General features: G+C 61.8%; 20 protein-coding genes and 4 pseudogenes. 5 read left to right on the top strand and 19 right to left on the bottom strand.

The window, feature by feature from the left end; translation table 11 throughout:
* Positions 1-102 precede the first annotated feature (102 nt).
* A complete protein-coding gene (locus IED13_RS16860) occupies positions 103-852 on the top strand; it encodes a tetratricopeptide repeat protein (RefSeq protein ID WP_191124830.1) in 750 nt (249 codons plus the stop codon).
* A gap of 657 nt (positions 853-1,509) precedes the next feature.
* On the opposite strand, the pseudogene nadE reads toward IED13_RS16860, so the two are convergent.
* From nadE to IED13_RS16835, 6 genes and pseudogenes are all read right to left on the bottom strand, one after another.
* Positions 1,510-1,885: pseudogene (gene nadE, locus IED13_RS28890) on the bottom strand (NAD(+) synthase); the annotation flags it as partial.
* Positions 1,886-2,161: 276 nt separating this feature from the next.
* Positions 2,162-2,467 carry an ArsR/SmtB family transcription factor gene (locus tag IED13_RS16855; RefSeq protein WP_089172841.1) on the bottom strand — a complete coding sequence of 102 codons (306 nt, stop codon included), beginning with the start codon at positions 2,465-2,467 and terminating at the stop codon, positions 2,162-2,164.
* Positions 2,468-2,590: 123 nt separating this feature from the next.
* Positions 2,591-3,223 (bottom strand): DsbA family protein, encoded by a 633-nt coding sequence (locus tag IED13_RS16850; protein ID WP_377801176.1) that lies wholly within the window; start codon positions 3,221-3,223, stop codon positions 2,591-2,593.
* On the bottom strand, positions 3,220-3,849 hold the full coding sequence (locus IED13_RS16845) for a DsbA family protein (RefSeq protein WP_157732860.1): 630 nt from the start codon (positions 3,847-3,849) through the stop codon (positions 3,220-3,222). The genes IED13_RS16850 and IED13_RS16845 overlap by 4 nt, the downstream gene beginning before the upstream one ends.
* 418 nt (positions 3,850-4,267) lie before the next feature.
* Positions 4,268-4,447 (bottom strand): annotated as a pseudogene (locus IED13_RS16840) (IS5/IS1182 family transposase); the annotation flags it as partial.
* Between the two features lie 98 nt (positions 4,448-4,545).
* Positions 4,546-6,174 (bottom strand): B12-binding domain-containing radical SAM protein, encoded by a 1,629-nt coding sequence (locus IED13_RS16835; protein WP_210323645.1) that lies wholly within the window; start codon positions 6,172-6,174, stop codon positions 4,546-4,548.
* Positions 6,175-6,660: 486 nt separating this feature from the next.
* On the opposite strand from IED13_RS16835, the gene IED13_RS16830 reads away from it, so the two are divergent.
* Positions 6,661-7,566, top strand: coding sequence for a DUF1223 domain-containing protein (locus IED13_RS16830; RefSeq protein ID WP_157732859.1), 906 nt, complete (start codon positions 6,661-6,663; stop codon positions 7,564-7,566).
* A gap of 62 nt (positions 7,567-7,628) precedes the next feature.
* Here IED13_RS16830 and IED13_RS16825 read toward each other — a convergent pair whose 3' ends face one another.
* From IED13_RS16825 to IED13_RS28585, 7 genes and pseudogenes are all read right to left on the bottom strand, one after another.
* Complete coding sequence (locus IED13_RS16825; RefSeq protein WP_089172836.1) at positions 7,629-8,066, bottom strand: MerR family transcriptional regulator; 438 nt, start codon at positions 8,064-8,066, stop codon at positions 7,629-7,631.
* 99 nt (positions 8,067-8,165) lie between these two features.
* Entirely contained in the window at positions 8,166-8,999 is an 834-nt protein-coding gene (locus IED13_RS16820; protein WP_248312629.1) for a DsbA family protein, read from the bottom strand.
* Positions 9,000-9,141: 142 nt separating this feature from the next.
* Positions 9,142-9,762 (bottom strand): MBL fold metallo-hydrolase, encoded by a 621-nt coding sequence (locus tag IED13_RS16815; protein ID WP_191124828.1) that lies wholly within the window; start codon positions 9,760-9,762, stop codon positions 9,142-9,144.
* 37 nt (positions 9,763-9,799) lie between these two features.
* Positions 9,800-10,435 carry a peroxiredoxin gene (locus IED13_RS16810; protein WP_089172834.1) on the bottom strand — a complete coding sequence of 212 codons (636 nt, stop codon included), beginning with the start codon at positions 10,433-10,435 and terminating at the stop codon, positions 9,800-9,802.
* A gap of 104 nt (positions 10,436-10,539) precedes the next feature.
* Positions 10,540-10,848, bottom strand: coding sequence for a hypothetical protein (locus IED13_RS28885; protein ID WP_248307694.1), 309 nt, complete (start codon positions 10,846-10,848; stop codon positions 10,540-10,542).
* A 55-nt stretch (positions 10,849-10,903) separates the two neighbouring features.
* Positions 10,904-11,236 (bottom strand): annotated as a pseudogene (locus IED13_RS29365) (HAD family hydrolase); the annotation flags it as partial.
* 13 nt (positions 11,237-11,249) lie between these two features.
* Entirely contained in the window at positions 11,250-11,564 is a 315-nt protein-coding gene (locus tag IED13_RS28585; protein WP_157732857.1) for a cold-shock protein, read from the bottom strand.
* Positions 11,565-11,665: 101 nt separating this feature from the next.
* On the opposite strand from IED13_RS28585, the gene IED13_RS16800 reads away from it, so the two are divergent.
* Positions 11,666-11,884 (top strand): hypothetical protein, encoded by a 219-nt coding sequence (locus IED13_RS16800; RefSeq protein WP_068078947.1) that lies wholly within the window; start codon positions 11,666-11,668, stop codon positions 11,882-11,884.
* 232 nt (positions 11,885-12,116) lie between these two features.
* Here the strand turns inward: IED13_RS16800 and IED13_RS28580 are convergent, their stop codons facing one another.
* The 4 genes from IED13_RS28580 to IED13_RS29360 all read right to left on the bottom strand — a co-directional run bounded on the left by IED13_RS28580 (position 12,117) and on the right by IED13_RS29360 (position 15,449).
* Positions 12,117-12,614 (bottom strand): hypothetical protein, encoded by a 498-nt coding sequence (locus IED13_RS28580; RefSeq protein WP_157732856.1) that lies wholly within the window; start codon positions 12,612-12,614, stop codon positions 12,117-12,119.
* Positions 12,611-13,621, bottom strand: coding sequence for a diacylglycerol/lipid kinase family protein (locus IED13_RS16790; protein WP_089172830.1), 1,011 nt, complete (start codon positions 13,619-13,621; stop codon positions 12,611-12,613). The genes IED13_RS28580 and IED13_RS16790 overlap by 4 nt, the downstream gene beginning before the upstream one ends.
* Positions 13,622-13,839: 218 nt before the next feature.
* On the bottom strand, positions 13,840-14,424 hold the full coding sequence (locus IED13_RS16785) for a DUF4337 domain-containing protein (RefSeq protein WP_089172829.1): 585 nt from the start codon (positions 14,422-14,424) through the stop codon (positions 13,840-13,842).
* Between the two features lie 668 nt (positions 14,425-15,092).
* Positions 15,093-15,449 carry a TFIIB-type zinc ribbon-containing protein gene (locus IED13_RS29360; protein WP_089172909.1) on the bottom strand — a complete coding sequence of 119 codons (357 nt, stop codon included), beginning with the start codon at positions 15,447-15,449 and terminating at the stop codon, positions 15,093-15,095.
* 804 nt (positions 15,450-16,253) lie between these two features.
* On the opposite strand from IED13_RS29360, the gene IED13_RS16775 reads away from it, so the two are divergent.
* Together IED13_RS16775 and IED13_RS16770 are read left to right on the top strand one after the other, a co-directional pair.
* Positions 16,254-16,994 (top strand): hypothetical protein, encoded by a 741-nt coding sequence (locus tag IED13_RS16775; RefSeq protein WP_089172827.1) that lies wholly within the window; start codon positions 16,254-16,256, stop codon positions 16,992-16,994.
* 312 nt (positions 16,995-17,306) lie between these two features.
* Entirely contained in the window at positions 17,307-17,609 is a 303-nt protein-coding gene (locus IED13_RS16770; protein WP_089172826.1) for a hypothetical protein, read from the top strand.
* A 1,301-nt stretch (positions 17,610-18,910) separates the two neighbouring features.
* Here the strand turns inward: IED13_RS16770 and IED13_RS16765 are convergent.
* A pseudogene (locus tag IED13_RS16765) lies at positions 18,911-19,656 on the bottom strand (IS5 family transposase).
* A 104-nt stretch (positions 19,657-19,760) separates the two neighbouring features.
* Positions 19,761-20,579, bottom strand: coding sequence for a MipA/OmpV family protein (locus IED13_RS16760; protein WP_157732855.1), 819 nt, complete (start codon positions 20,577-20,579; stop codon positions 19,761-19,763).
* Positions 20,580-20,585: the final 6 nt, after the last annotated feature.

Below are 20,585 nucleotides of genomic sequence, written 5' to 3'. Positions count from 1 at the left end.
GAAATCGAACAGTTCCACCTTTGCCGCCTTGACGCCTAAGGGACAGCCATGCGACTAGCACAATGGCAGCTGCGAGCGCCCAGGGATCGAGCCTCCATCTCAATGGGGATCTTCTTCCTGGTAAGCGTCACGACGGCCTGCGCCGAACCGGCGACCGAGCCTTGCGCCGCGGCACACCTGCCGCCGGCACAGGCGCTACATTGTGGTCTCCTGGCCGAACGTGAGGATGGCGCCGCTCGCCGGGACACGAGAAGGGCCGCGTTCTGGTACGAGCAGGCCGCTGCTGCGGGCAGCGCCGAGGCAATGAATAACCTCGGGCGCCTCCTTGCCTCAGGCACTGATGACTTCCCAAAGGACACGGCCAGGGCTCTTTCGTTACTTCGCCAGGCGGCGGAGCTTGGTGAGCCCAAGGCAATGTACAATCTCGCGCTGCTGCATGAGAGCGGCGACGGAGTGGCGCGCGACCAAGGTATGGCGCTGGACTGGTACGAGCGAGCCGCTGTGCTCGGGCATGCACAGGCCCAGAATGTTGTCGCTACAGCCTATTTGTATGGCGCAGGACGACCGAAGGACCGGGACCGCGCCATACGCTTTCTGTTCTCCGCAGCGGGACAGGGCAATGCGTCCGCCGCGTTCCATCTCGGTGGGCTTTTCGCCGCCGGCGATGGCGTGCTTCAGGACGATGCGGAAGCCTACAAATGGCTGACGATTGCCCGTGCGCTTGGCGACGACTCGATCATGCTGATGGCTGATGAGGCCATTGGCCCGCTCGAACAACGCATGTCGCCGGGGGATGTCGAAGACGCGGTCGCGCGCGTGAAGGCGTGGCGCCCCGTTCGGCCGCGCCGCTAGGACGTAGGTGCTGGACGACCTCTCAGCCGTATGACAGACACGAAGCCGGTCCGCGGATCCCGGCGGGCGCCGAGCTCCAATTCCCCGACAGCACGGCCCGGTTCCTCGGTTACGATCGGTCTGTCATCCTCCGAGGGATACCACACGACCATGTCCCAAGGGATTGTGAACATGTTCTCGCGGCAGTGTGGGCACGTGATGGCGGGTGTCCCCGCGATGCACGTAAACCCAGCGCCGGGGCGCAGGTGGGGAAGAAAATAGCCATCGACCGCGACGACCTGCCCGGCAAGTGCCTCGACCTCGGGTGCAAACCGGGTGCGGCCGATCGCGCCGGCATAGAGATTCTCCAGGTCGAGTACCGGCGGTGCACCAGGCGAGACCGACCTCCCAGCTACTGTGCGAGGCACGAGTGCGCAAGCGAAGACACCAAGGGCGAGTTGGCGTCGCGAAAGACCGCTACACGCCTCTCGGCGCGGGTCACCAGATCCAACGAAACGCTGAGACCATCTCATGACATCATACTCCCGGGTCTGGGTTACCATTTCGCAAATGGGCTGCGGAGCGTCCAGGCGGTGGTGCCGACAGGAGATCGAGTAGCCATGGTTTCCCCCCGATATGCGCGACAATCCGGTCAGGGGGTACAGATTCTACGCCGGCCGGCACCTCGCGTTCGAACTCCTCGAGCCACACTCGAGCAGACGGAATCAGATGGTGCGCGGCAGTCACCTCGGGGTGACAGCGAACCGCCTGAAGAAACCTGGGGGCCATTCGGCATGGCCGGCCGCGTGAACTGGCTCGTGGCGAAAAACCGGACCACGAACACCTGAAGCCAGCGGTTGATGGTGGCGAAATCGTAAGCCCTCCGCGCGCTCTCAGGGTGTTCAGCGGCTCGGTCCCCTCTTCCACATCCTTCCAAGCGTTCAAAGCCAGGTAGGCGACCTTCGACGGCCGGAAGCCGTAGCGGGCGGCGTAGTAGATTGAAGTCCTGCAGCGCGCAGGGGCCGATCGTGGACTCAGTCGATTGCACCTTGCCCGCTTCGTCGGGCAGCTGCCCCGGCCATAGCTGACCACCGAGGACAACCGCAGCAAGCCAAGCCGGCCAGGCCACGAAATCCGTCAAGCGCTCGAGCAGAGCCGACCACCGCCGCAACAATGATCCCGGACGCTGATAAGGGCCGGTTGACGAGCCAACGAGGGCCTTGAGAGCGCAACCGCGCCCCTCGCAGCCCGGTGCGAGCGCCGTGGCACCCGAAAAGGGGCACGAGCTCAAGGGCCGGCTTGCATCCGAGACTCTCCCTAAACATAGACGTTATGCGTCGCGGCTGCCGAGCTTGGTGCAGGCCAGGACACCACGTGCGGTGTCGGCCAAGAGTTCCTCCGAGAGACGAAGCAGCATCTCGACACGTGCATCGCTGAGTCGATAGCGCACGAAGCGACCCTCTTGGCCACGCCGAACCAAGCCGCAATCGTAAAGGCATCCCAGATGGTTGGAGACGTTAGACTGAGCGAGGCCTGTTGCCTGCACAATCTCGGACACGGTGAGCGCGCCGGAGCGCAGCGCCTCCAGGATCGAGAGCCGCGACGGGTCGGACAACCCCCGGCACAGCTTGGCCATGTGCTCGGCCTTCCGGCGCAGAGCCAAGGGGCCCCTCTGGCCAAGTGAGCTTTCGCCAACTCGCGCGGTGTCTGATACGATCACTGTCATGCTCGGTAGCTGTCCGGATGCGGGATTCCTGACCTACGATCCCAGCATTGGGGTGATGACCTTCTCGATCTGCTGGATCGTCAGATTGCCTGGATGACGCTGCCCGTTGATGAAAAACGTCGGCGTCGAGTTGACCTTGAACTTCTCGGCCGCGCGTTGTTTAACCGCGTTCACCGCGTCATAGAGCCTTTGGTCCTTAAGGCAGCTCTCGAACTTCTCCTGCGAGAAGCCGGCTTGCCGCACCATGCCCTGCAGCGCCTCGAGCGGCTTGTCCGAGAATGCCCAAGCCCTTTGCTGGTCGAACAAAAGGTCGGTGATCGGATAGTATTTGTCCGCTCCCCCGCATCGCGCCAGCATAAAGCCCGCGGTCGCGAGCGGGTCGAGCGGGAATTCGCGCAGGATGAAGCGCACTTTACCCGTATCGATGTAGCGCTTCTTCAGCTCCGGGTACGTATCCTTGTGGAATGCTGCGCAGTGCGAGCAAGTCAAGGAAGCGTACTCGATGATCGTCACCTTGGCGTCGGCGGGCCCAAGTGTAACGTCACCGAGCGGGCCGACTTCGCCGAGCTCCTGAACCGACGCGTTCTGTGCGAAAACGGGGCCGTGCGGCAGCGGGGCCAGCACGCAGGCCGCCATGAGCCCAACCAAATGACGTCGCGTTCTCACGATGGTTCTCCGATGCTGTGGGCGTTGGCAGCTTGTTCGATCACTCGCACGCTGCTCTGCCGCAGCGTCGCGTGTTCTCGACGGCTCGGCGCAGGCTCTAGGCCGCCGGCGCCCGCGATAATGTCTTCGTTCAAGATGAAGGTTGAAGTGCCCGTGATGCCGAGCTTGTCAGCAAGGGCCGCATTCTCGTGGAGGACCGTGCTGATGGCTCCAGCCTGTATGTCCTTCTGGAGCTTCGCGACGTCGGCCCCGAGTTCCTTGGCGAGGGCAAAGGCCTGATCCCCACTGGCGCGCCCGCGCGTCTCCATCAGCTTGTCATGAAACATTCGCATTTTATCTGGGGGAAGCTGGAGCTTGGCAGCTACTGCTACTCGGCTAGCTTCCACCGAGTCCGGCCCAAGGACCGGAAACTCCTTGAGTACACCGCGCAGCCTCGTGTCGCCCTTGATCAGGGCATCGATGTCGCCCTTTGCTTTCCGGCAGTAGGGGCAATTGTAGTCGAAGAGCTCGACGAGAGCGACGTCGCCCGCAGGAGCGTCGACCACGGCGGGCTGGCTGTGGCCAACTGTCGGCCCAAAGGCAAGCACGCTGAAAAGCACAGCGCGAATCATCACAGCCGCATTCACCAGCGCCGATCCTTTCCTATGTTATCATTATATTTCCTATTGATGATATGAAAGGCGGCGCAATCATGCAACCGACAGCCCTTATGCGGTTTGCCGTTCCCTCGGCCGGGCTGTCGTTGCCAAATAAACATCGGTCATCCAGGGCGGCTCCAGCGAGCCTTGTCCCTGAGGTGCCTCTAGGCGGCGCTATCGCCGTCGCCACCACCATCATGTACATCCGCATCTTTGTTATCGTCGCCGCTCTTAATTCGTCGGCGGCGCCGGCTGCTCACACCCGCCGCGGCCATAGCGGGAGTCGTCGCGCGGACGGTATTGCGCGCATGCCTCCTACACCGGCATCTGGTAGCGAAGCCCGTAGCGGCTTTGAAGCCCCGCGACACCATCAGGTTTGCTGCGGTATTTCGTGCTCCCGATGCAGTGGTAAAGAGCCCCTTTTTGACAGGCTTGCCGCGGTTCGATGCGCTTTCAGATGCGTCGCGTTGCTGATGATCCGCTCAGGTTTCGGCCCTTCGCCCGCCAACCCGGCGAAGATGCGGTCGAACACGCCCAACCGGCTCCAGCGGACGAAGCGATTGTACAACGTCTTGTGTGGACCGTAGCCCTGGTTGCGTCCTTCCCTTGCAGGCAATGCTCAAAGCGATCCAGTTTTAAGGGCTCAGATCATTCACAAACAGACGGCTCACCCTTGAGCTGCTTTCACGCCAGAGCCACAACGGCCTCCGATCTCTCCAGCCGGCCGGGAAGGGCTGCGGATGGAGCGTCGGCCAGATTGTCGATCTGCCGTTGCACCTGGGCGATAACATGCCGGGAGAACGGGCCGAGATGCAGGTAGAGCGCCACCATCATCAGCACATAGGGCAATGCTTGACGATTATTGGCGAGGCAATCGAGCACGGTCTTCCAGAACTCACGCCGTACGTCCCCCTTCGCGACCGTCATCCGCCAGAACAGGCGCCAGGATGATTTCAGCTCCTGCCATTCCATTGACTGGGGCAGTTCCAGCCGGCGATGGGTGCAGTCGAGCATCCGCCCGACCCGCCGAACGCGGCCGAAGAAGGCGCTGGGCGCATAAACGGCCTCCAAGACCGCTTTATAGTCCGACAGAATGTCGCGGCGCGGGCGGCTGGTCACGAAGTTGAGGCCGGCGGTACATTGGTCGCCCAGCCCTTGCGAATGGTCTGCATCATCGGGAAGTGTGAGGCGGCCTTCACGGTCCAGGCGCCGCGTCAGCTGGGTATTTGGCAGGGCATAGAGAAGGCCGACCATGCAGATCGGGATCGCGGTATCCTCGATGCAGTCGATCATGCCGCGCGCGACGCTGCCCTTTTCGCTGTCGAAGCCGAGGATGAAACCGGCGTTCACGAAGAGCCCCGCCTGGTAGATCTTGTGAACGCTCTCCGCCAGGCTGCGGCGGGTGTTCTGCTTCTTTTGCGCCGAGACCAGCGTATCGGCGTCGGGGCTTTCGATTCCGACGAAGATCGTGAAGAAGTTGGCTTCGCTCATCGCCTGCATCAAGGCGGGGTCGTCGGCAAGATTGATCGAGGCCTCGGTCGAGAACTCGAATGGGGAGTTCTTCTCCCTCATCCAGTCCGTGAGAGCCGGTAGAAACTGCCTCAGCGCCTTCTTGTTGCCGATCAGGTTGTCGTCGACGAAATCGACATGGCCGCGATAGCCGAGCGCGTGCAGGGCATCCAGCTCCGCCATGACCTGCGCGTTGGTCTTGGTGCGCGGCACGCGTCCGTAAAGCTCGATGATGTCGCAGAACTCGCAATTGAACGGGCAGCCGCGCGAGAACTGCACGCCGACATGCAGATAGTTTTTGAAGGTCAGAAGGTCGAAACGCGGCGTCGGGCTCTTGGTGACGTCGGTCTTGCCCATTTCGGCGCGAAAGACGCCGCTCGTCGCACCACCCGTCCAGGCGGCGACGAAATCGGCCATGATCTCCTCCGCCTCCCCAAGTACCTGAAAATCGGCGGCGGCGTAGATATCCGGCGTCGAGGTCGCGTCAGGCCCGCCGACCACGACGGGCTTGCCGCGCGATCGGCACATCTCGATGACCGCCAGGGCACCGTCCTGCTGCGGCAGCATGCCTCCGGTCATGACGAGATCGGCCCAGTCGAGATCGCCTGCACCAAGCTCCTCGGTGTTGAGGTCGACGAGCCGGACCTCCCATGTCGTCGGGAGCAGGGCCGCGACGGTGATCAATCCCAGCGGAGCGGCAGGATGGCGAGCTCCGGCGAGCGCGCATGTCGCCTTGTAGTTCCAGAAGGAGTTGGCGTTGAAGGCGGGGTAGATCATCAAGATCCGATTGCGGGCGGTTTGCATGCCGGCTCCTTCTCTGTGCGGCGCAATACGGCGCGCGTGGCCGGTGACATTGAAACAGCGGGCACTCCGTGGCGCCGAAGAGCTTGAGAGGCCCGGGGCCGGATCGATCTTGCCGAATGTGCTTCAGACCGTGCTCCAAACCCGTATGTGAGCATAGCCTGATGAAACGGCTCTTCAGGCTTCCAGGAATTCGCATGGCAATGGCCGTGCCAGAACAGCGAAATTTCGCGACGTGCGCGCTGTACGGGGTTTAATGCCGTCCCACTGCGAAAGCGCCGCTCGAAGTTGGCACGAAAACGCGAGGATACCTCCAAAAACTAGAGCTAAGCTTGGCTCGGTTGAGAACGAAACCGATCTACCCTCAATCCCAGGTCTCCTGCCGAGAGATGCTAATTTTGGCTTAATCTCGCCGGCTCAAGAGTTATAGTGCGCGGGGCGGCAGCCTAGTTCTGCAGTTTGCCACCCATACAGGACGCGATTTCTGGCTTGAACCAAAACGACAAAAATGTGCCGCAGGTGGCGGGACGTTTTCGAGCCGGAGCCGTACGCTTCGGAGGCGCGGCACTTGTGTTTGCGACTGAGTACTTGAAATCGCCTTCCAGACCCGCCTTAAGACTGCGCAAGGCGCTAGTAGCTTTCGTCATGACTGCGGCACTGATTTCCGTTGCTCAAGCTCCCGTAGTCGCAGGGGAAGGTGTGAAGCCGATTGCCGTCATCGAGCTTTTCAGCAGCCAAGGCTGCTCGGTATCACCGCCTGCCAACAGCTTGCTGGACACGCTTGCGGACGATCAGAATCTTATCGTGCTCTCGCTGAATGTCGACTACTGGAACTATCTCGGCTGGAAGGACACTTTAGCCGAGCCGGTCTTCACAAAGCGCCAGAAGGCCTATGGAATGAGCCGGGGCGATCGCCAAGTTTATACCCCACAGGCCGTCATCAACGGTCAAGTCCATGTTATCGGAAGCGACAAAAATAAGATCCTGGCGGCAATCGCGAAGGCACAAACTGATTCTGCCGCGCCCGACCTAGGGGTCATACTGCGGCATGTTGGGAGCCGGATCGCAATTGACGTGAAGCCTTCGCTTGCGATGACGCAAACCAAGCCGCGCGCGGAGATTTGGGCATTCTGGGTGCGCCGGCGGGTCACGGTCTTGATGGAGAGTGGTGAAAATTCGGGTAAGACGGTGACCTACCGTAATGCCACGCGCCTTGCGTTAAAGATCGGCGATCTCAAGCTCGCAGGCAACGAGCCATTGCTCATAGACCGCCCCGCTAATGCACGCGACGCGGACGCATTGGTGGTGCTTGTTCAATTGCTTACGGATGCAGGACCGGGCGCGATCCTTGGCGCTGCCGAAATCGCCTCGTCTCAAACAACTGCGGTTCCGTAGCGAGGTCGCGCTGATGTTGCTGCAAAACTGCGCGAAGGCCGGCATCCAGTCAGTTCTCCATATCATCCCTGAGTAAAATTACGGCCTGCCAACGCCTCGATAAGAGCGCAATCGCTGACGCCGACGCCGCTGGAACACGCCTTTGCAATCCGTTGGAGCTCGGCTTCAAGAGAGCCCAGGTGGCCGATCTTGCAGCGGACCTCTGCCAGATGGCCGGCAGCAACGGTATGGGCTTCGCCGCAGGCTAGTTCGGGGCTCTCAGAGAGCCGCAGTAAAGCCCTAATCCCTTCTCCGGAAAAGCCAAGATCCCGCGCATGCTTGATGAATGCTAGGCGTTTGAGATCGCCCTGAGCGTAGCGACGCTGATTGCCGCCCGACCGCGTTGGCCTCGGAAGTAGGTTGATCCGTTCGTAATATCGTATCGTCTCAACCTTGACACCAGTGTCTTCGGCCAACCTTCCGATCGGCAGCGAACAGCGAGGCACCTTGCTCTCACGCATCTCTCTGTTCCCCAAAGCAACAGCGCCGATCAGAATTGGGAGCCAGAGCGCGATAGTGAAGAGACATGGCGCCACCGGCAGCTGCTACGGTTGAACGTCCTATTTTCGTGTTGCCCGAATGGCCTCTTCCAACGGCTTTTGACCAACGGCACCGACCATAAGCTGATTGCCGACCACGAATGATGGGGTACCGGTCACGCCCAACCGCTGCGCGAGATCGAGATTCGTATAGATCTGCACTTCAATCTCCTTGGTCGCCGCAACCGATTTCAGGCGTTGGGTGTCGATCCCAAGTTTGCCAGCCACTTGTAAAGCCCTCGAACCATCGATGCGGCCTCGAGAATCCATGAGACGTTTGTGGAACTCGCCTGCCGTGGTCTCGCCGGCCACTTGCTTCACGGCTAGGCCGACCTTCGCCGCTTCAACCGAGCCCGGTCCCAAAACGGGCAGGTCCTTCAACACGACCCTCAGCTTCGGATCGCCGGCGACGAGAGCAGCGACATCGGGAGCGGCGCGCTTGCAGTAGCCGCAGTTGAAGTCGAAGAACTCGACCAGCGATACGTCGCCATTGGGGTTGCCCATGACGATATCGCCTTTTGACTCCAGCAGTGCGGATCGCTCAGCGAGGAGTGCCGCGGACTTTGCCTCGGCCTCCGCCTTTTGAGCGCGAAGCTGCAGTTGGGTCAGGGCTTCCTCGATGATCTGCGGATTTTCGAGGATATATTCGCGGATGATCGTCTGGATCTGGCCCCTGTCGATTTGCTCGGCGTGACTGTTTGAGGCCGAAGCAATCGTTCCGAAGAGCAGCCCCGCGAGGTACCCAAGCTTTCGGCCCACCAGCTTTGATCGAACTCTGCCTCCGGAAGGAGCGCGTTGCATCAATATCATTCTGTCCCTGAATTCGTGTGGCTCATCACCCTGATTCACGACCATAGTGGGGCGTCCGCCGGCGCGCAGTTTCGCCCCAACGAGCGCAACATCAGCACGGGATATCGAGGCTGGCATCGCGCTTCTCGCGAAGGGCAACGAACTCACTTTTATCGGTGCCATTGCCGATATGAATGTTTGCGCGACGCTACGCTCCGACCGTGCTTTGCCAAGCAGGAACACGTCGCCCGCCCGCGCCATAATCATGGCACGCGAACAAATCGACATCGTCGGCTCTATCGAGGATATGCTTGATCGATTGAATGAGCGCGCCGGCGTTGCCGCGATGGAAATCGCATCGTGCGGTACCGGAATCGGGCATGAACAGCGTATCGCCTGTGAATACGGCGTCACCGACGACAAAGCTTAGATGATCAAAGGTGTGGCCCGGTGTAGCGAGCACCTTGATCGTGAAGTCTCCGAGCGGGAGTTCTTCGCGGTCTGCCAGGAACCTGTCGAACCGATCGAGCGTGCCAAAGCGGGGTTCCAAGCCGTAGACATCCGCGATTGCGTTAGCGACCTCGCCAACGCGATCACCGATCGCGATTGCCCCGCCCAAAAGCCGTCTCAGCTCGGAGGCCCCGGAGATGTGGTCGTGATGGATGTGGGTGTCGAGGATCCAGTCGAGCCGCAATCCTCGCTCTCGCACGAAGCTCGGAATAAGCTCGACTGGCCTACAACTGGTGTGCCCCGAGGCGGGATCGAGGTCAAATACTGGATCGATCACTGCGCAGGCTTTGGATCGAGCGCACCAGACGTCGGGTTTCATAGACCTCCTCCTGCGTCATGGGGACGAGGCTCTCGCCTCAGCCCTTGGGCTGCGGCACCACGCGCAAATAGGGCTTGAGCTCCTTCCAGCCGGCCGGAAACTTCTCCTTGGCGGCCTCGCTGGACAACGATGGGACGATGATCACGTCGCCGCCCTGCTGCCAATTCGACGGGGTTGCCACGCTGTGCTTCGCTGTGAGCTGAAGTGAATCGATCGTGCGCAGAATCTCATCGAAGTTGCGTCCGGTGCTCGCCGGATAGGTCAACGACAGCTTCAGCTTCTTGTCGGGTCCGATCACGAAGACCGAGCGTACCGTCATCGTGTCGCTGGCATTGGGATGGATCATCCCGTACAGGCCGGCGACCTTCCGATCGGAATCGGCGATGAGCGGGAAGTTGACGCGCTGGCCCTGCGTCTCCTCGATATCATCCTCCCACTCGCCGTGATTGGCGAGCTCATCCACGCTGAGCCCGATCACCTTGACGCCGCGCTGGTCGAATTCCGGCTTCAAGCGCGCAACATCGCCGAGCTCGGTGGTGCAGACGGGGGTGAAGTTCTTCGGATGAGAGAACAACACTGCCCAGGAGCCCTCAATCCAATCATGAAAGCTGATTGCTCCTTTTGTCGTTTCCGCGGTGAAGTCCGGAACGACGTCGCCGAGTTGCAGTGTCATGGTCGTTTCCCTTTCCTGTTGGGATTGGCGATGGTGGTCTGACCGTGGTCAGCCTCGGGTTAGTTTCCAGCAGGGGCAATCGAACACGCCCCGGCCGAGAAACCTCATTTCTGTCGGATCAGGCGCGACGAATTCGCCAGGATGCCGATATCAGGATCGCCTGGAGCGAAGCCGCCAGGGTCCGATGGGATTATCCCGAAGGCCGCGAGGGAAAGGCCCGCCAGGTTGTAGAACGCGGCGACATTGATCTTCACCACGGCCATGGTTCGCCGCGCGATCCTGAAGCAATCGGCCATCAAGCCCCAATCCTCGCGCATCAACACGATGTGTGCAGCCTCCATGGCAACATCCGTCCCGCCGCCCATGGCGATGCCGACGTCGGTTTGCGCCAAGGCAGGCGCGTCGTCGGCCATCTCCGACCATGACCACGCGATGGCCTTTGGCCTGCAATTCCCGGACAGCGCGGATCTTGTCTTCAGGCAAAAGGTTTGCCTGGAAGCCGATCCCGAGCGGACTGGCGATGGCAGCCGCAGTCCGTTCGTTGCCTCCGGTCCGCAGTTCGGGGCGTTGAATGCCGAGCTTCCGGATTTCATCGATGGCCGTCGAAACCTCCGGCCGCACATTATCCATCGCAGCCAGTATGCCGCTGGGTGGGCCATCGATCGCCATGATCAGCAACGTCTTTCCTTCGGATTCCCGACGGGAGACGATCGGGTGACCATCGTCGATGGGAACAAGACGACGATTGCCAATCACGACCGTCTGGCCTTCAATCACAGCACGGATGCCCCTGCCCAGCAAGGCTTCAAATCGCTCAGGTTCGCCGGGGCGCGGGTGCTGCTCGCGCGTAAACGCGGACCGCCTCGGCCAGCGGGTGTTCTGAATGGCGTTCCGCCGTAGCGGCGAGCCGCAGCAACGTCGCCTCTGCGGCTCCGTCGAGCGATACGACATCAGTGACCTTGGGCTTGCCGGTGGTCAGTGTGCCGGCTTTATCGACGAGCACGACGTCGGCGCTCTTGATCGCCTCGACATACTTGCCGCCCTTGATCAGCAGACCGCGCTTCGCCGCTGCGCCGATAAAGCCGAAACCCTTCGTGGCGTTGAACCACTTCACGGTGCCAGTCGCCATCGTCGCATCTCCTAAAAAAAGGCGCGCCATCGTCGCAGGATGCTGGGATTGCACAATCCGGCGGTTCGCGAAGGCGACCACCGGAACATGATGATCGGACCATGCCGTTTTCTTCGTTGAACGATCCTATCGACGTCGCCCGCGCGCATGCGGCGTTCGATCTCGTTTGGAACGAGGTGAGACCGAGTGTTCCTGACGGCGATCAGGAGCGCGAGCGGACGCGCGTTGCCTCCCTCGTCGCACACTTCGCACATGTCGCGCTCGACGAGGCCGACCTCGTGCGCCGAACCCTGGATCGATACCGGAAAATGGTCGAGTAGCCACCAGCGGTCGGGAGCCGCATTGCGACCGATGTCGGCGCGGAAATGTCTCAGGCGAGCAATCGAGACCTCATGGGCTGATCATTGTGGATAGCTCTCTGGCCGTGGCGCCGATCGATTTTCGGACCCGGTCCGGCTCAACATCGCGATGTCCGTCGCGATCAATCGCCTGCTTGTTCTCAGTGACAGCGAGACAGGCTTCGTCGAGCGACAGCGGGATGTCACACACACCTCAGCGCCTTATCGGACCGCCCAGCAGCCGGGCCGTAAAGGCGGTCACGATCAGGATCACCGCCGAAACCGTAATACCCATTACCGCCAGAGCCGGCCCAACCAGCTCACGGACGCGAGTTCCTAACGACGCAATCGGGCCGGCCAACTCCGATAGCCCCACGCCGCGGCTGATGTCGCCCGCCTGCGTGATAGCCCAGTCGCCGAACATTGCCCAAAGTCCGTAAGCGAGGCCGACCAGTACCACCCAGAGTAAGAGCAGTCCGCTGCCGAGCATCCAGATGAGGGTTTGAGCACGCCTGCCGCCGCCACGGGGGAGTGGTAGAGCCTCTTGTGACGCCTGCCAGGACGGCCTTGACCCGGCTTGATCGATGGTGAGGTCCTCCGAACGACGACGTCCGCCCCGTCTTCCAAGGCCGTTGAGCACAGCGCGGAGGCGAGTCCGCAGGGCCGGATCACGCGCCAACCGTTCTGCAAAATAGATCAGGATCCATCTCACGTCATGGTCCCCTGGCTTGTGCCTTCTGAACCGGGGTCAACGCGCTCAACGAACGCTGGGGGCACCATCACAATGAGGGCTTCACGTCCGACCGACACTCGGATCGGCGTCTTCGTGATGACCTCGCCATCGACGGCAACGTCCTGTTTTGGGACGGTGTCGATCACCAGCTCTGGGGCTTTGAGGACCTCAATATCGGCAGCCCTAAACGGGGCGCGGAGGGCGACGCGCGCCCATTCCTTGCCCAACGCCCATTTGGACGGCCCCGTGAGGATATGGACGACGATCTGGCCGTCATCAGGGTTGGCGTCGGGCGCAACCAGAACACCGCCTTGATATCCTCCATTCGCAATCCGAACGTCGAGCGCATCGAATGAGGTTTCCTCACCATTGATGGTGATGATGCATCGGAAAGGCCCATAACGCATGAACTTGCTTGCCCCGACCAGAAGGTACGCGCCCCGGCCAAGCCATTTTTTCAAGGCGTGCGGTGTCGCCCGTCCAATAACGGCCGGCATTCCGATCGATGACCCATTGGCAAAGTAGCCATCGTTGATCTTGCCAAGATCGACATCAAAGACCTTCCCGCTGACTAGGATGTCAATCGCTCCAGGCAGATCAAGTGGAATCCCGAGCGTGCGGGCAAAACTGTTGGCTGTACCCAGCGGCAACACTCCGAGGACGACGCTGACATAGGCAAAATGGTCGACCACCGAACTGATGGTGCCATCGCCTCCGCCTACGATAATGAACTTGCGCCCTTTGGCGATCTCTTCTCGCACGATCTCCGGCAATCTCTCAGAATGCCGGACCGGATAGGAAGCGTCCAGAATGATTCCCGCTTCAATGAGTCGCCGCTTCGCCTCCGAATAGGCCCGCGCACCGCGCCGCGACCGCGTGTTCACGACGAGAACTGCGCGGCGGCTTTCCTTAATCTCTTGCGCCAGTGCAGCCTTTTCCACACGACGGTCAAACGCTGGATGTTGTGCAGAGTGGCTGGTGGTCATGGCTTCTCCGGATTGCTCTGCATTGGGGACAGGCTCGCGAAATCTTCTTTCGCAAGGAGAATGCGTCCGCTCCACGTGTGCCTACTCAATTCACGCTGCGCCCAGCGTCCGCCTCTCCCGGAAGAGGAGGGCGCGCCGTTCGGCCTTTCGGTACTTTGCCCCCCGGGCCGCGACGGCCGGCGCCATGTTGGCGGATGCCCCGCCCCAATCCAGTGCCATCATAGGTGCACCAGGGTCGGAGCAAGCCACCCGAGCACGGCGAAAGCCACTCCGACAGCACCGAGTGCACCACCAAGCCAGGTGAGCCAGGCCACCCCCGCGATCAGTGACGCGGAGGCCAGCACGATTGCGAGTTGCAGCCCGGCGGCGCCATATTCATAGAGGTGATAGGCGGAGAGGGCGCGATCACGCTGCGCCTCGGCGCTCTTGGCGCGCGCGATGAGTTCCTTGCGACCCTCGTTGGTGGAGGGCTCGGTCTCGTAGCGCTCGGCCGTCGCACGCCATGCCTGAACGCGTTTGACGACGGCTTCCGCGCGATCCGTCGGCAGGCCGGCGCCCCCGACTGCTTCCAACCCCTCCGCAGCCGTCCGCAGCGTGGTCTGCCGGATCGTCTTGGCCTGAAAAAAGGACCAGAGGTTGGCGGCCTCGATGTTGGCGGCGAGCGAATCGAGTTGCGCACCCTTGCCCCGCATCTCGGTGAGGGCAAGGAAGGCGGCAAGGACTGCGATCAGGAGCGCGACCCGCCGGTTGCCGTGGTTGTGGACCGCCTCTTTGATCGCCTCTTGGTGCTCTCGCGTGTCCATGCTGGCTCTCTCCTATAATCGGTCGGGGTTCGCGGACGGGCGCTCGTGAGCAGCGTCGCGGGTGATCACGTCTCTGCCGACCAGGTTGCGACAACGGCGTTGATGGTACCGTTGCCGCCGCCCGCGATGATGGTCCGCCAGTCCTTGTCGACGGCCTAGCGCGCCAGGTCAGGCAACTCGAGTCCGTGCCGCGCGATACCGATCTCCAACGGAATTCCGCGTGGGGCGAGCATAGTCTAGCTGTCGCGCTCTCGACCCCGGCGCGGCTCGAGCGAGCAGCCGCGCGCCGCGACCGGTCTCAATAGTCCGACACAGCGAACTCACGAGCCGGTGGGTGTACCGAGGATGCTGCAAGCCAAGAGTTGAGGGAGACAGCGGCTTGTCAGCAAGGTTCGAGGCCATCGAAAGCGGCCGGGTAGCAATCGACCATTTTCGACGAGGGTCGGCTCGAACCGGCCTTGATGCCGGTCGCCGAGGACAACGGCGAGGAGAGCCACAATGGCGGTTAGAATGCCCGCTAAGACGAGCCACGCTGCTGGCCCGCGCCGGCGTTGCGGAATACGGGCGCGTTCTGCATTCTGGCGGTTTCAGCAACAAGGACTGCTGTCATTCGGGTCAACTGGCCGGGTGTGAACGGGAGCGGTCTCAGGAGCGGCACGGCTTCTTGCTCAGTCGAACAACCGAGACAGAAACGAACCTCGGCGCCGGTCGCCCTCCCGAGAGTCACAACTGTCTCGGTAACGTGGATCGGCAGCGTACTGGCCAGCGGGATAGTGCGGCGGATAGACTCCAGACCCCGGCTGCGGCAGAAATCCGCCTGGGGTTTGCGCTGGGGTTGGCGACGGTTGAGGCAAGAAGCTTGCCGCCGGCGGGGCCGAAGCGTCGGGCTGCATCGCGCTTCGCTCGATAATCTTGTCCAGCTCGCCACGGTCCAGCCAGACACCGCGACATCGTGGGCAGTAATCGATCTCGACCCCTTGCCGCTCGGTCATGACCAAGGCCACCCGGCAGATCGGGCACTGCATTCCTTCCGCTGTTGCCTGCGCGGCTTGCACTTGGTCTGACATAGTCGCTCTCCCTCCCGAGCCACTCTGCCCGGGCAAATATTGAGGCTGCGCCTCCGGGTCTTACTGAAGACGAATGCGCACTCGGGCCTCCGGATTGCTTCGCAAGGTAGCGCCAAAGCATCCGGCGACGATGGAACCCATTAGATATGGGCGTCCCACCGTTGGAGCCATGTGACCTGAGCTATACAGATCGGTAATGTTGTGCGGATGCTGCTGATCTTGTCTGCCCTTGGCTCGAGGAGCGGCGCGAAGGTCGGGCCAGGGGGCAATGGTAAGGGGATTGGCACCGCAGCTGCAGGCGCGGTCTCGTTCCGCACAGCGGCGTCAATCCATGACGATGCCTCGGAGCTCGGCTGCGCATCTAGGGTCGGGCCGTGGGGGGCGGCTCCGGTCGGGATTGCTCGGGAGCACAATGACTCCATCATTGCCCTGACCCGAAAGAACGCGCTCTTCGCCGGCTCCGGCCTGAGCATGCTCTTCAAGCCCGACGGGTCAGCCTCGAATGTCGCCGATGTCGGGATCCTGTGTGGCGCGGCCTGGCCCCTGGAGGACAGTTTCGTCAGCGGCGAGGTGCCTTCTTCGGAAGGCAAGCTCGCACGGAAGCCAATCGATCCGCATGAGGCGGCACAAGTAAAAAGACGGACGATGTGTCAAGCGCCAAGTTGGAGGCGCAGGGGCTGGTACGACAGGTTCACATGCACTAAGGTTTTTCTTGCCTCGCCGTTGTTTTAGGTTGAGCAGCGCGCCAAGGCGGGCCTCGTGATGGATGTTGCGGTGAGACGCAAAGCTCGATTTTTTTCCATTTGGCTTTGGGCCGGCTTGCTCGCATCGACATTCGGTTTAACTTCCGTCCAGGCCGCCTGTGGTCATACACGGCTTTTTGTCGATGGTTCTCTGGACGAACGTGATGAAGCGTGTCGCGCTATCGAGGAAGTCCTTCACTATTTCGAGCGAGGCGAGTTGAGGATTGATCCCGAGCTGACGATCCGATTTCAACGCGAAGTCTACGTCGATGTGGTCAACCCGCTAACCAACGAAACCAGCCTCATCCGCGTCAGCGGCATCTATCGGGCTGGAACCAAAGAACTGCAGATGACGAGCTCTCATTCGCCTTGGATCTCCCAGCGAAGGCCTTGGGGACTCGCCTGGGACCAGGAATTCGCTCATTCAATCCTGCAGCACGAGATTGTTCATGCGGAGCTGGCTCAACTTATGGCGGGCAGCTATGATAAGCTTCCACGCTCATGGCACGAAGCCCTAGCCTACGCGGTACAGATTGATCTTATGCCTCCTAATCTCAAGGCGCGAGTTCTTGAGCCGTATCGCTCCGAAGAAGGTTTCGTGAATACGCTGGAGGTTAACGATACGACGTACGAATTGAACCCTGATGCGTTCGCGGTCGCGAGCTACAAGCTCTATGTCCGGAAGGGGCGATTAGACTTCTTGAAGAGAGTGATCAGCTTGCAGTTGGACACCATTCGCATGAACGATTTCGTCCCGTAGCATGGGACAAAGCGAACGTAGAAATGCGCGGATAAGAGCCTGATGCTCCGTTGCACGTTCGACGACAAGATCACTGTGAGGATAATGCTGGCCAGGCCGACGCATCGTGGTGTTCCATCGTACGAGGGATGCGGCGGCGCGCATGGCGAATGCTTCCTTCAGGATGCCGGTCTGCTCGGAAAGCACGCCGGACTTTTCTCTTGAACCTCGAGCGACCTCAGCTTGTACAGAAGGTGAGGTCACATCGCCAACCAGCGAAGACGATCCGTGGCTAGCGCTCAGAAGTGGGCGACCTTATGGAGATCAATCGTCATGCAAACATTCATCGCCGCGCTGGTCTCGCTCCTGATCCTCGATCCGGTCCAGGGGGCCATCACCCGCCAGCTCTCGGCGCTCGGCATCCCGCGCGAAAACGCTGAGAAAGTCGTTGCCTGCGCCCGCGCCGCAGCGCCCGTGGTCGTCACACGTGTGAGCGAGAATCCGGTCTGGGGCGTCACCCAGGTGATCCGCTTCTGGACTGGGGCGGCTGGCCCGGACGTCGTCCTCGTCGAGATTGCTCCGCAGTGCACCGGCGCCGTGGAGGCGGCCAAGCTCGCTGTCGGCCGGCGGACTTGACGCGACGTATGCCGGGACCCGTAAGCAGGTCCGCTTGACCGCTGGCATGGTGGGCAAAGATCGATTCTCGCTAGGTTCGGCCCTACTGCCGCCGGACCGCACATCTCGCGGCTGACGTGATACAAGCAGGCGGCGAACAACGAGCAGCAGCGAAGCCGCCTGACAGGATGAAGAGCCTTCCGAGGCGGCCCCTCTCGACAAGTGTCTGAAGCATCGGCTGCGACGGTGGCTGACCGTCCCCCTAAACTGCCTGCGATCCGTCTCGACGCCGATGGCGAACCCTCAAGGCTCGGGTGAATTCCGACATCGGACCGCCGGTCGCGTCGCGCATCGAGCGGGACATGACCGTCATCCATCTCGTGAACCGCGCTGACCGTGTGGCCGGGCGTTGAATTCTCCCCGAAAGTGGGCGCCGAAAATTCTCTGGCTGGTGTCCTGGCCCGATGCTGCGGGGCGCCCCCCGCAGCATCGGGCTTTCCACCTGTGGTCGATCATGCCCGCCGATCGGAGTCGGCGAGAGGCGGTGGCGGTGGCGGTGGTCCAGCTTCGAGAACTGATGACGATCCTGGATCTGCACCGCCAGCGGCTGACCCAGCAGCGACGATCTCGTCCGACCCGACCTGCAGTTCGCCGATCGCGCCGCCGCACGAGAGGTGCGCAGTACTCTACCTTTAGCGACACGCGCATTTTGGTACCCCTCCGCCGAGGGCGCCTTGTTCGAAGGTGAGTGTCTGTCCAGCCTGCCGTCACGCTGATTTGGCATCGATGCCAGCAGTGGTGCTGGAGAACGGCTGTGTGCGACGAGACCTATGTACGGCGTAGGCATTGGAACTGGGAAGAGAAGCGCGCCGTCCGTCGAGGAGGCGGCAACCAGCGGTAACGTCATTGCCACAGCGAAGCGCCATGGCATCCAGGCTCAACAGACCTATCGCTGGCGAGACCGGCTACTTGGACGGCGCGTGCCGCCGGAGTTTGCGGCTGTCTCGATCGCTTCTGATCTGCCGGCGGCGCGTCCGGCACCAGTGCCGGATATCGATCGTCTGGATGGCGCTACAGCTTTACGCATTTTGCGGGTCTAGGGATGCTATGGCAAGACAGCGAGTTGTCATAGCTTTGTGCGAGAAAGCGGGACTTGCCGTCATCGACCCAGGTGTCATTCGCCAGCGCCGCGGATGTACGGCACGATATTGCGGGAACGGGTACTTTTCTGGAAGAAAAGAGAATGACGCGTTAAGTCCGGCAAGCTTGATCTGGAACGGACTGCTGCTCTCGACGCCGCAGTGCGGCCTCCGATCTAGTAACTAGGCTTCGTGGACAAAGGGTAGCCACAGCAATGCTGATACGAGGCTGACGAAGCCGAGATAGGACTCTCTGGTTTTGTCATAGCGGGTGGCGATGTGACGCCAGTTCTTGAGCTTGTTGAAGAGTTGTTCGACACGGCTGCGCTGGCGGTATTTGTCGCGATCATGAAGGGCCGGGTTGCGACGGCCATGCTTCGCCGGGATCACGGCCCGGACACCGTGGAACGCGATCTCCTCCCGAATGGCATCCGCGTCATAGCCACGATCGGCGAGCAGCGCCTTGGCTTTATCGGCGATCATCCGGAACAGCGGGCCGAAGCCCTTCACGTCGTGGGCTTCGCCCGGCGTCAGGACGAGGCCGAGCGGGCGGCCTTTTCCGTCGCAAGAGGCGTGGAGTTTCGTGGTGAACCCACCACGCGATCGGCCAAGCGCCTCGGCCGCTTGAGTCCCTTTTTTATGCCGACAGCGCAGTGGTGCGCCCGGACGATGGTGCTATCGATCATGTCGGCGGATCGCTCCCGGCCCGCCATCTCGGCCAGGGTTTCGAGCATGGCGTCGAAAACTCCCGTCTCGACCCAACGCCGATAGCGGCGGAAGACGCTGTTCCACTTGCCATACTCGTCCGGCAGGTGGCGCCACTGCGAGCCGGTGCGCGCCATCCACATCATGCCCTCGAAGAAGGGGCGGTTGTCACCCGCGGGTCGGCAGCCGCGCCCGCGCTCCGAGGGCAGCAGCGGGCCGATCAATTCCCATTCTTCATCCGAAAGACCGATCCGTTCGCCCAAAGCTGCCTCCAAAAGGCAGCCTTGAATCAATCCCGAGTCTTGCCGTCAAGCTTTGTCCACGAAACCTAATTGCCGAACTGGAAGGAGTAGTTCATGCCGAGGCCGACCGTGAACTGGTCGCGCTGGCCGCTGGTGCGCACCAGCGGCGAGCGGTCCGCCTCGCTTATCAGCCGGTCATAGCGCGCGAACAGCGTCGTCGACCACTGCTCGGACCAGGTATATTCAAGGGCCGAGGCGAGGCCGATGCTCTTGGCGCCGCCGGACGGGCGATAGGCGGCGAGATAGCCGTTTGCCAGTGATTCCGGCAGCGTGATCCCGAAATTGCGGCGCATATAGGAGGCGGAGCCGAGCGCCAGGCGCGGCCCGCCCGAGAGGGTGAAGCGGCCGAAGCGCTCGACCCAGTCGGCGGAGAGGTCCGCGACGACGCCGTGATGCCCGTGGAAGCCCTGACGGACCTCGACGCGCGTGCGCAGGCGATCCAGGATCGGCCAGAATTCGGCGAAGACGCCGGCCTCGACCGACCAGGGCACGTCGCGCAGGCCGAAGAGCCGGTTGTTCGAGCCGGAATAGCGACCGCTCCTGAAGGCGCCCGCCACGCCGACGCTGAAGCGGTCGGTCTCGTAGAGCGCATAGTCCAGGCTGTCATCCGGTGCGCTGAAGCCGGGCTTCTCGCCGACGCGGCGCCAGCTCAGCGAGGGCATGAAGGAGAGGCCGGCCGAGCTGGAGCCGTCATATTTCGGGCCGAGCTGGAGCGAGCCGCCGAGCGTGACGATCCAGCCCTTGGCGGGCGTCGGATCGGCGAGGTTGGGCGCCGCCTCCTGGGCGCTCGCCGCGGTCGCGAGGAAGAGGCCCAGGCAGCAGGCACTCAGGGTACGCATAGCCATCCACAT

It is taken from the genome of Allobosea spartocytisi (genome assembly GCF_014764685.1).
Lineage (GTDB): Bacteria > Pseudomonadota > Alphaproteobacteria > Rhizobiales > Beijerinckiaceae > Allobosea > Allobosea spartocytisi.
Note: the sequence above shows the minus strand (reverse complement) of the source record. Positions and strands in the feature narration are given on the sequence as shown.

Excerpts from the sequence above, each read along its gene's own strand:
- IED13_RS28885 (WP_248307694.1), bottom strand. The coding sequence starts at position 10,848 with ATGGCCGACGACGCGCCTGCCTTGGCGCAAACCGACGTCGGCATCGCC.
- IED13_RS16860 (WP_191124830.1), top strand. The coding sequence starts at position 103 with ATGGGGATCTTCTTCCTGGTAAGCGTCACGACGGCCTGCGCCGAACCG.
- IED13_RS16770 (WP_089172826.1), top strand. The coding sequence starts at position 17,307 with ATGCAAACATTCATCGCCGCGCTGGTCTCGCTCCTGATCCTCGATCCG.
- IED13_RS16825 (WP_089172836.1), bottom strand. The coding sequence starts at position 8,066 with ATGCGTGAGAGCAAGGTGCCTCGCTGTTCGCTGCCGATCGGAAGGTTG.
- IED13_RS29360 (WP_089172909.1), bottom strand. The coding sequence starts at position 15,449 with ATGCAGTGCCCGATCTGCCGGGTGGCCTTGGTCATGACCGAGCGGCAA.
- IED13_RS16815 (WP_191124828.1), bottom strand. The coding sequence starts at position 9,762 with ATGAAACCCGACGTCTGGTGCGCTCGATCCAAAGCCTGCGCAGTGATC.
- IED13_RS16775 (WP_089172827.1), top strand. The coding sequence starts at position 16,254 with ATGGATGTTGCGGTGAGACGCAAAGCTCGATTTTTTTCCATTTGGCTT.
- IED13_RS16810 (WP_089172834.1), bottom strand. The coding sequence starts at position 10,435 with ATGACACTGCAACTCGGCGACGTCGTTCCGGACTTCACCGCGGAAACG.
- IED13_RS28585 (WP_157732857.1), bottom strand. The coding sequence starts at position 11,564 with ATGGCGACTGGCACCGTGAAGTGGTTCAACGCCACGAAGGGTTTCGGC.
- IED13_RS16835 (WP_210323645.1), bottom strand. The coding sequence starts at position 6,174 with ATGCAAACCGCCCGCAATCGGATCTTGATGATCTACCCCGCCTTCAAC.
- IED13_RS16855 (WP_089172841.1), bottom strand. The coding sequence starts at position 2,467 with ATGGCCAAGCTGTGCCGGGGGTTGTCCGACCCGTCGCGGCTCTCGATC.
- IED13_RS16785 (WP_089172829.1), bottom strand. The coding sequence starts at position 14,424 with ATGGACACGCGAGAGCACCAAGAGGCGATCAAAGAGGCGGTCCACAAC.
- IED13_RS16820 (WP_248312629.1), bottom strand. The coding sequence starts at position 8,999 with ATGGTCGTGAATCAGGGTGATGAGCCACACGAATTCAGGGACAGAATG.
- IED13_RS16760 (WP_157732855.1), bottom strand. The coding sequence starts at position 20,579 with ATGGCTATGCGTACCCTGAGTGCCTGCTGCCTGGGCCTCTTCCTCGCG.
- IED13_RS16790 (WP_089172830.1), bottom strand. The coding sequence starts at position 13,621 with ATGACCACCAGCCACTCTGCACAACATCCAGCGTTTGACCGTCGTGTG.
- IED13_RS16800 (WP_068078947.1), top strand. The coding sequence starts at position 11,666 with ATGCCGTTTTCTTCGTTGAACGATCCTATCGACGTCGCCCGCGCGCAT.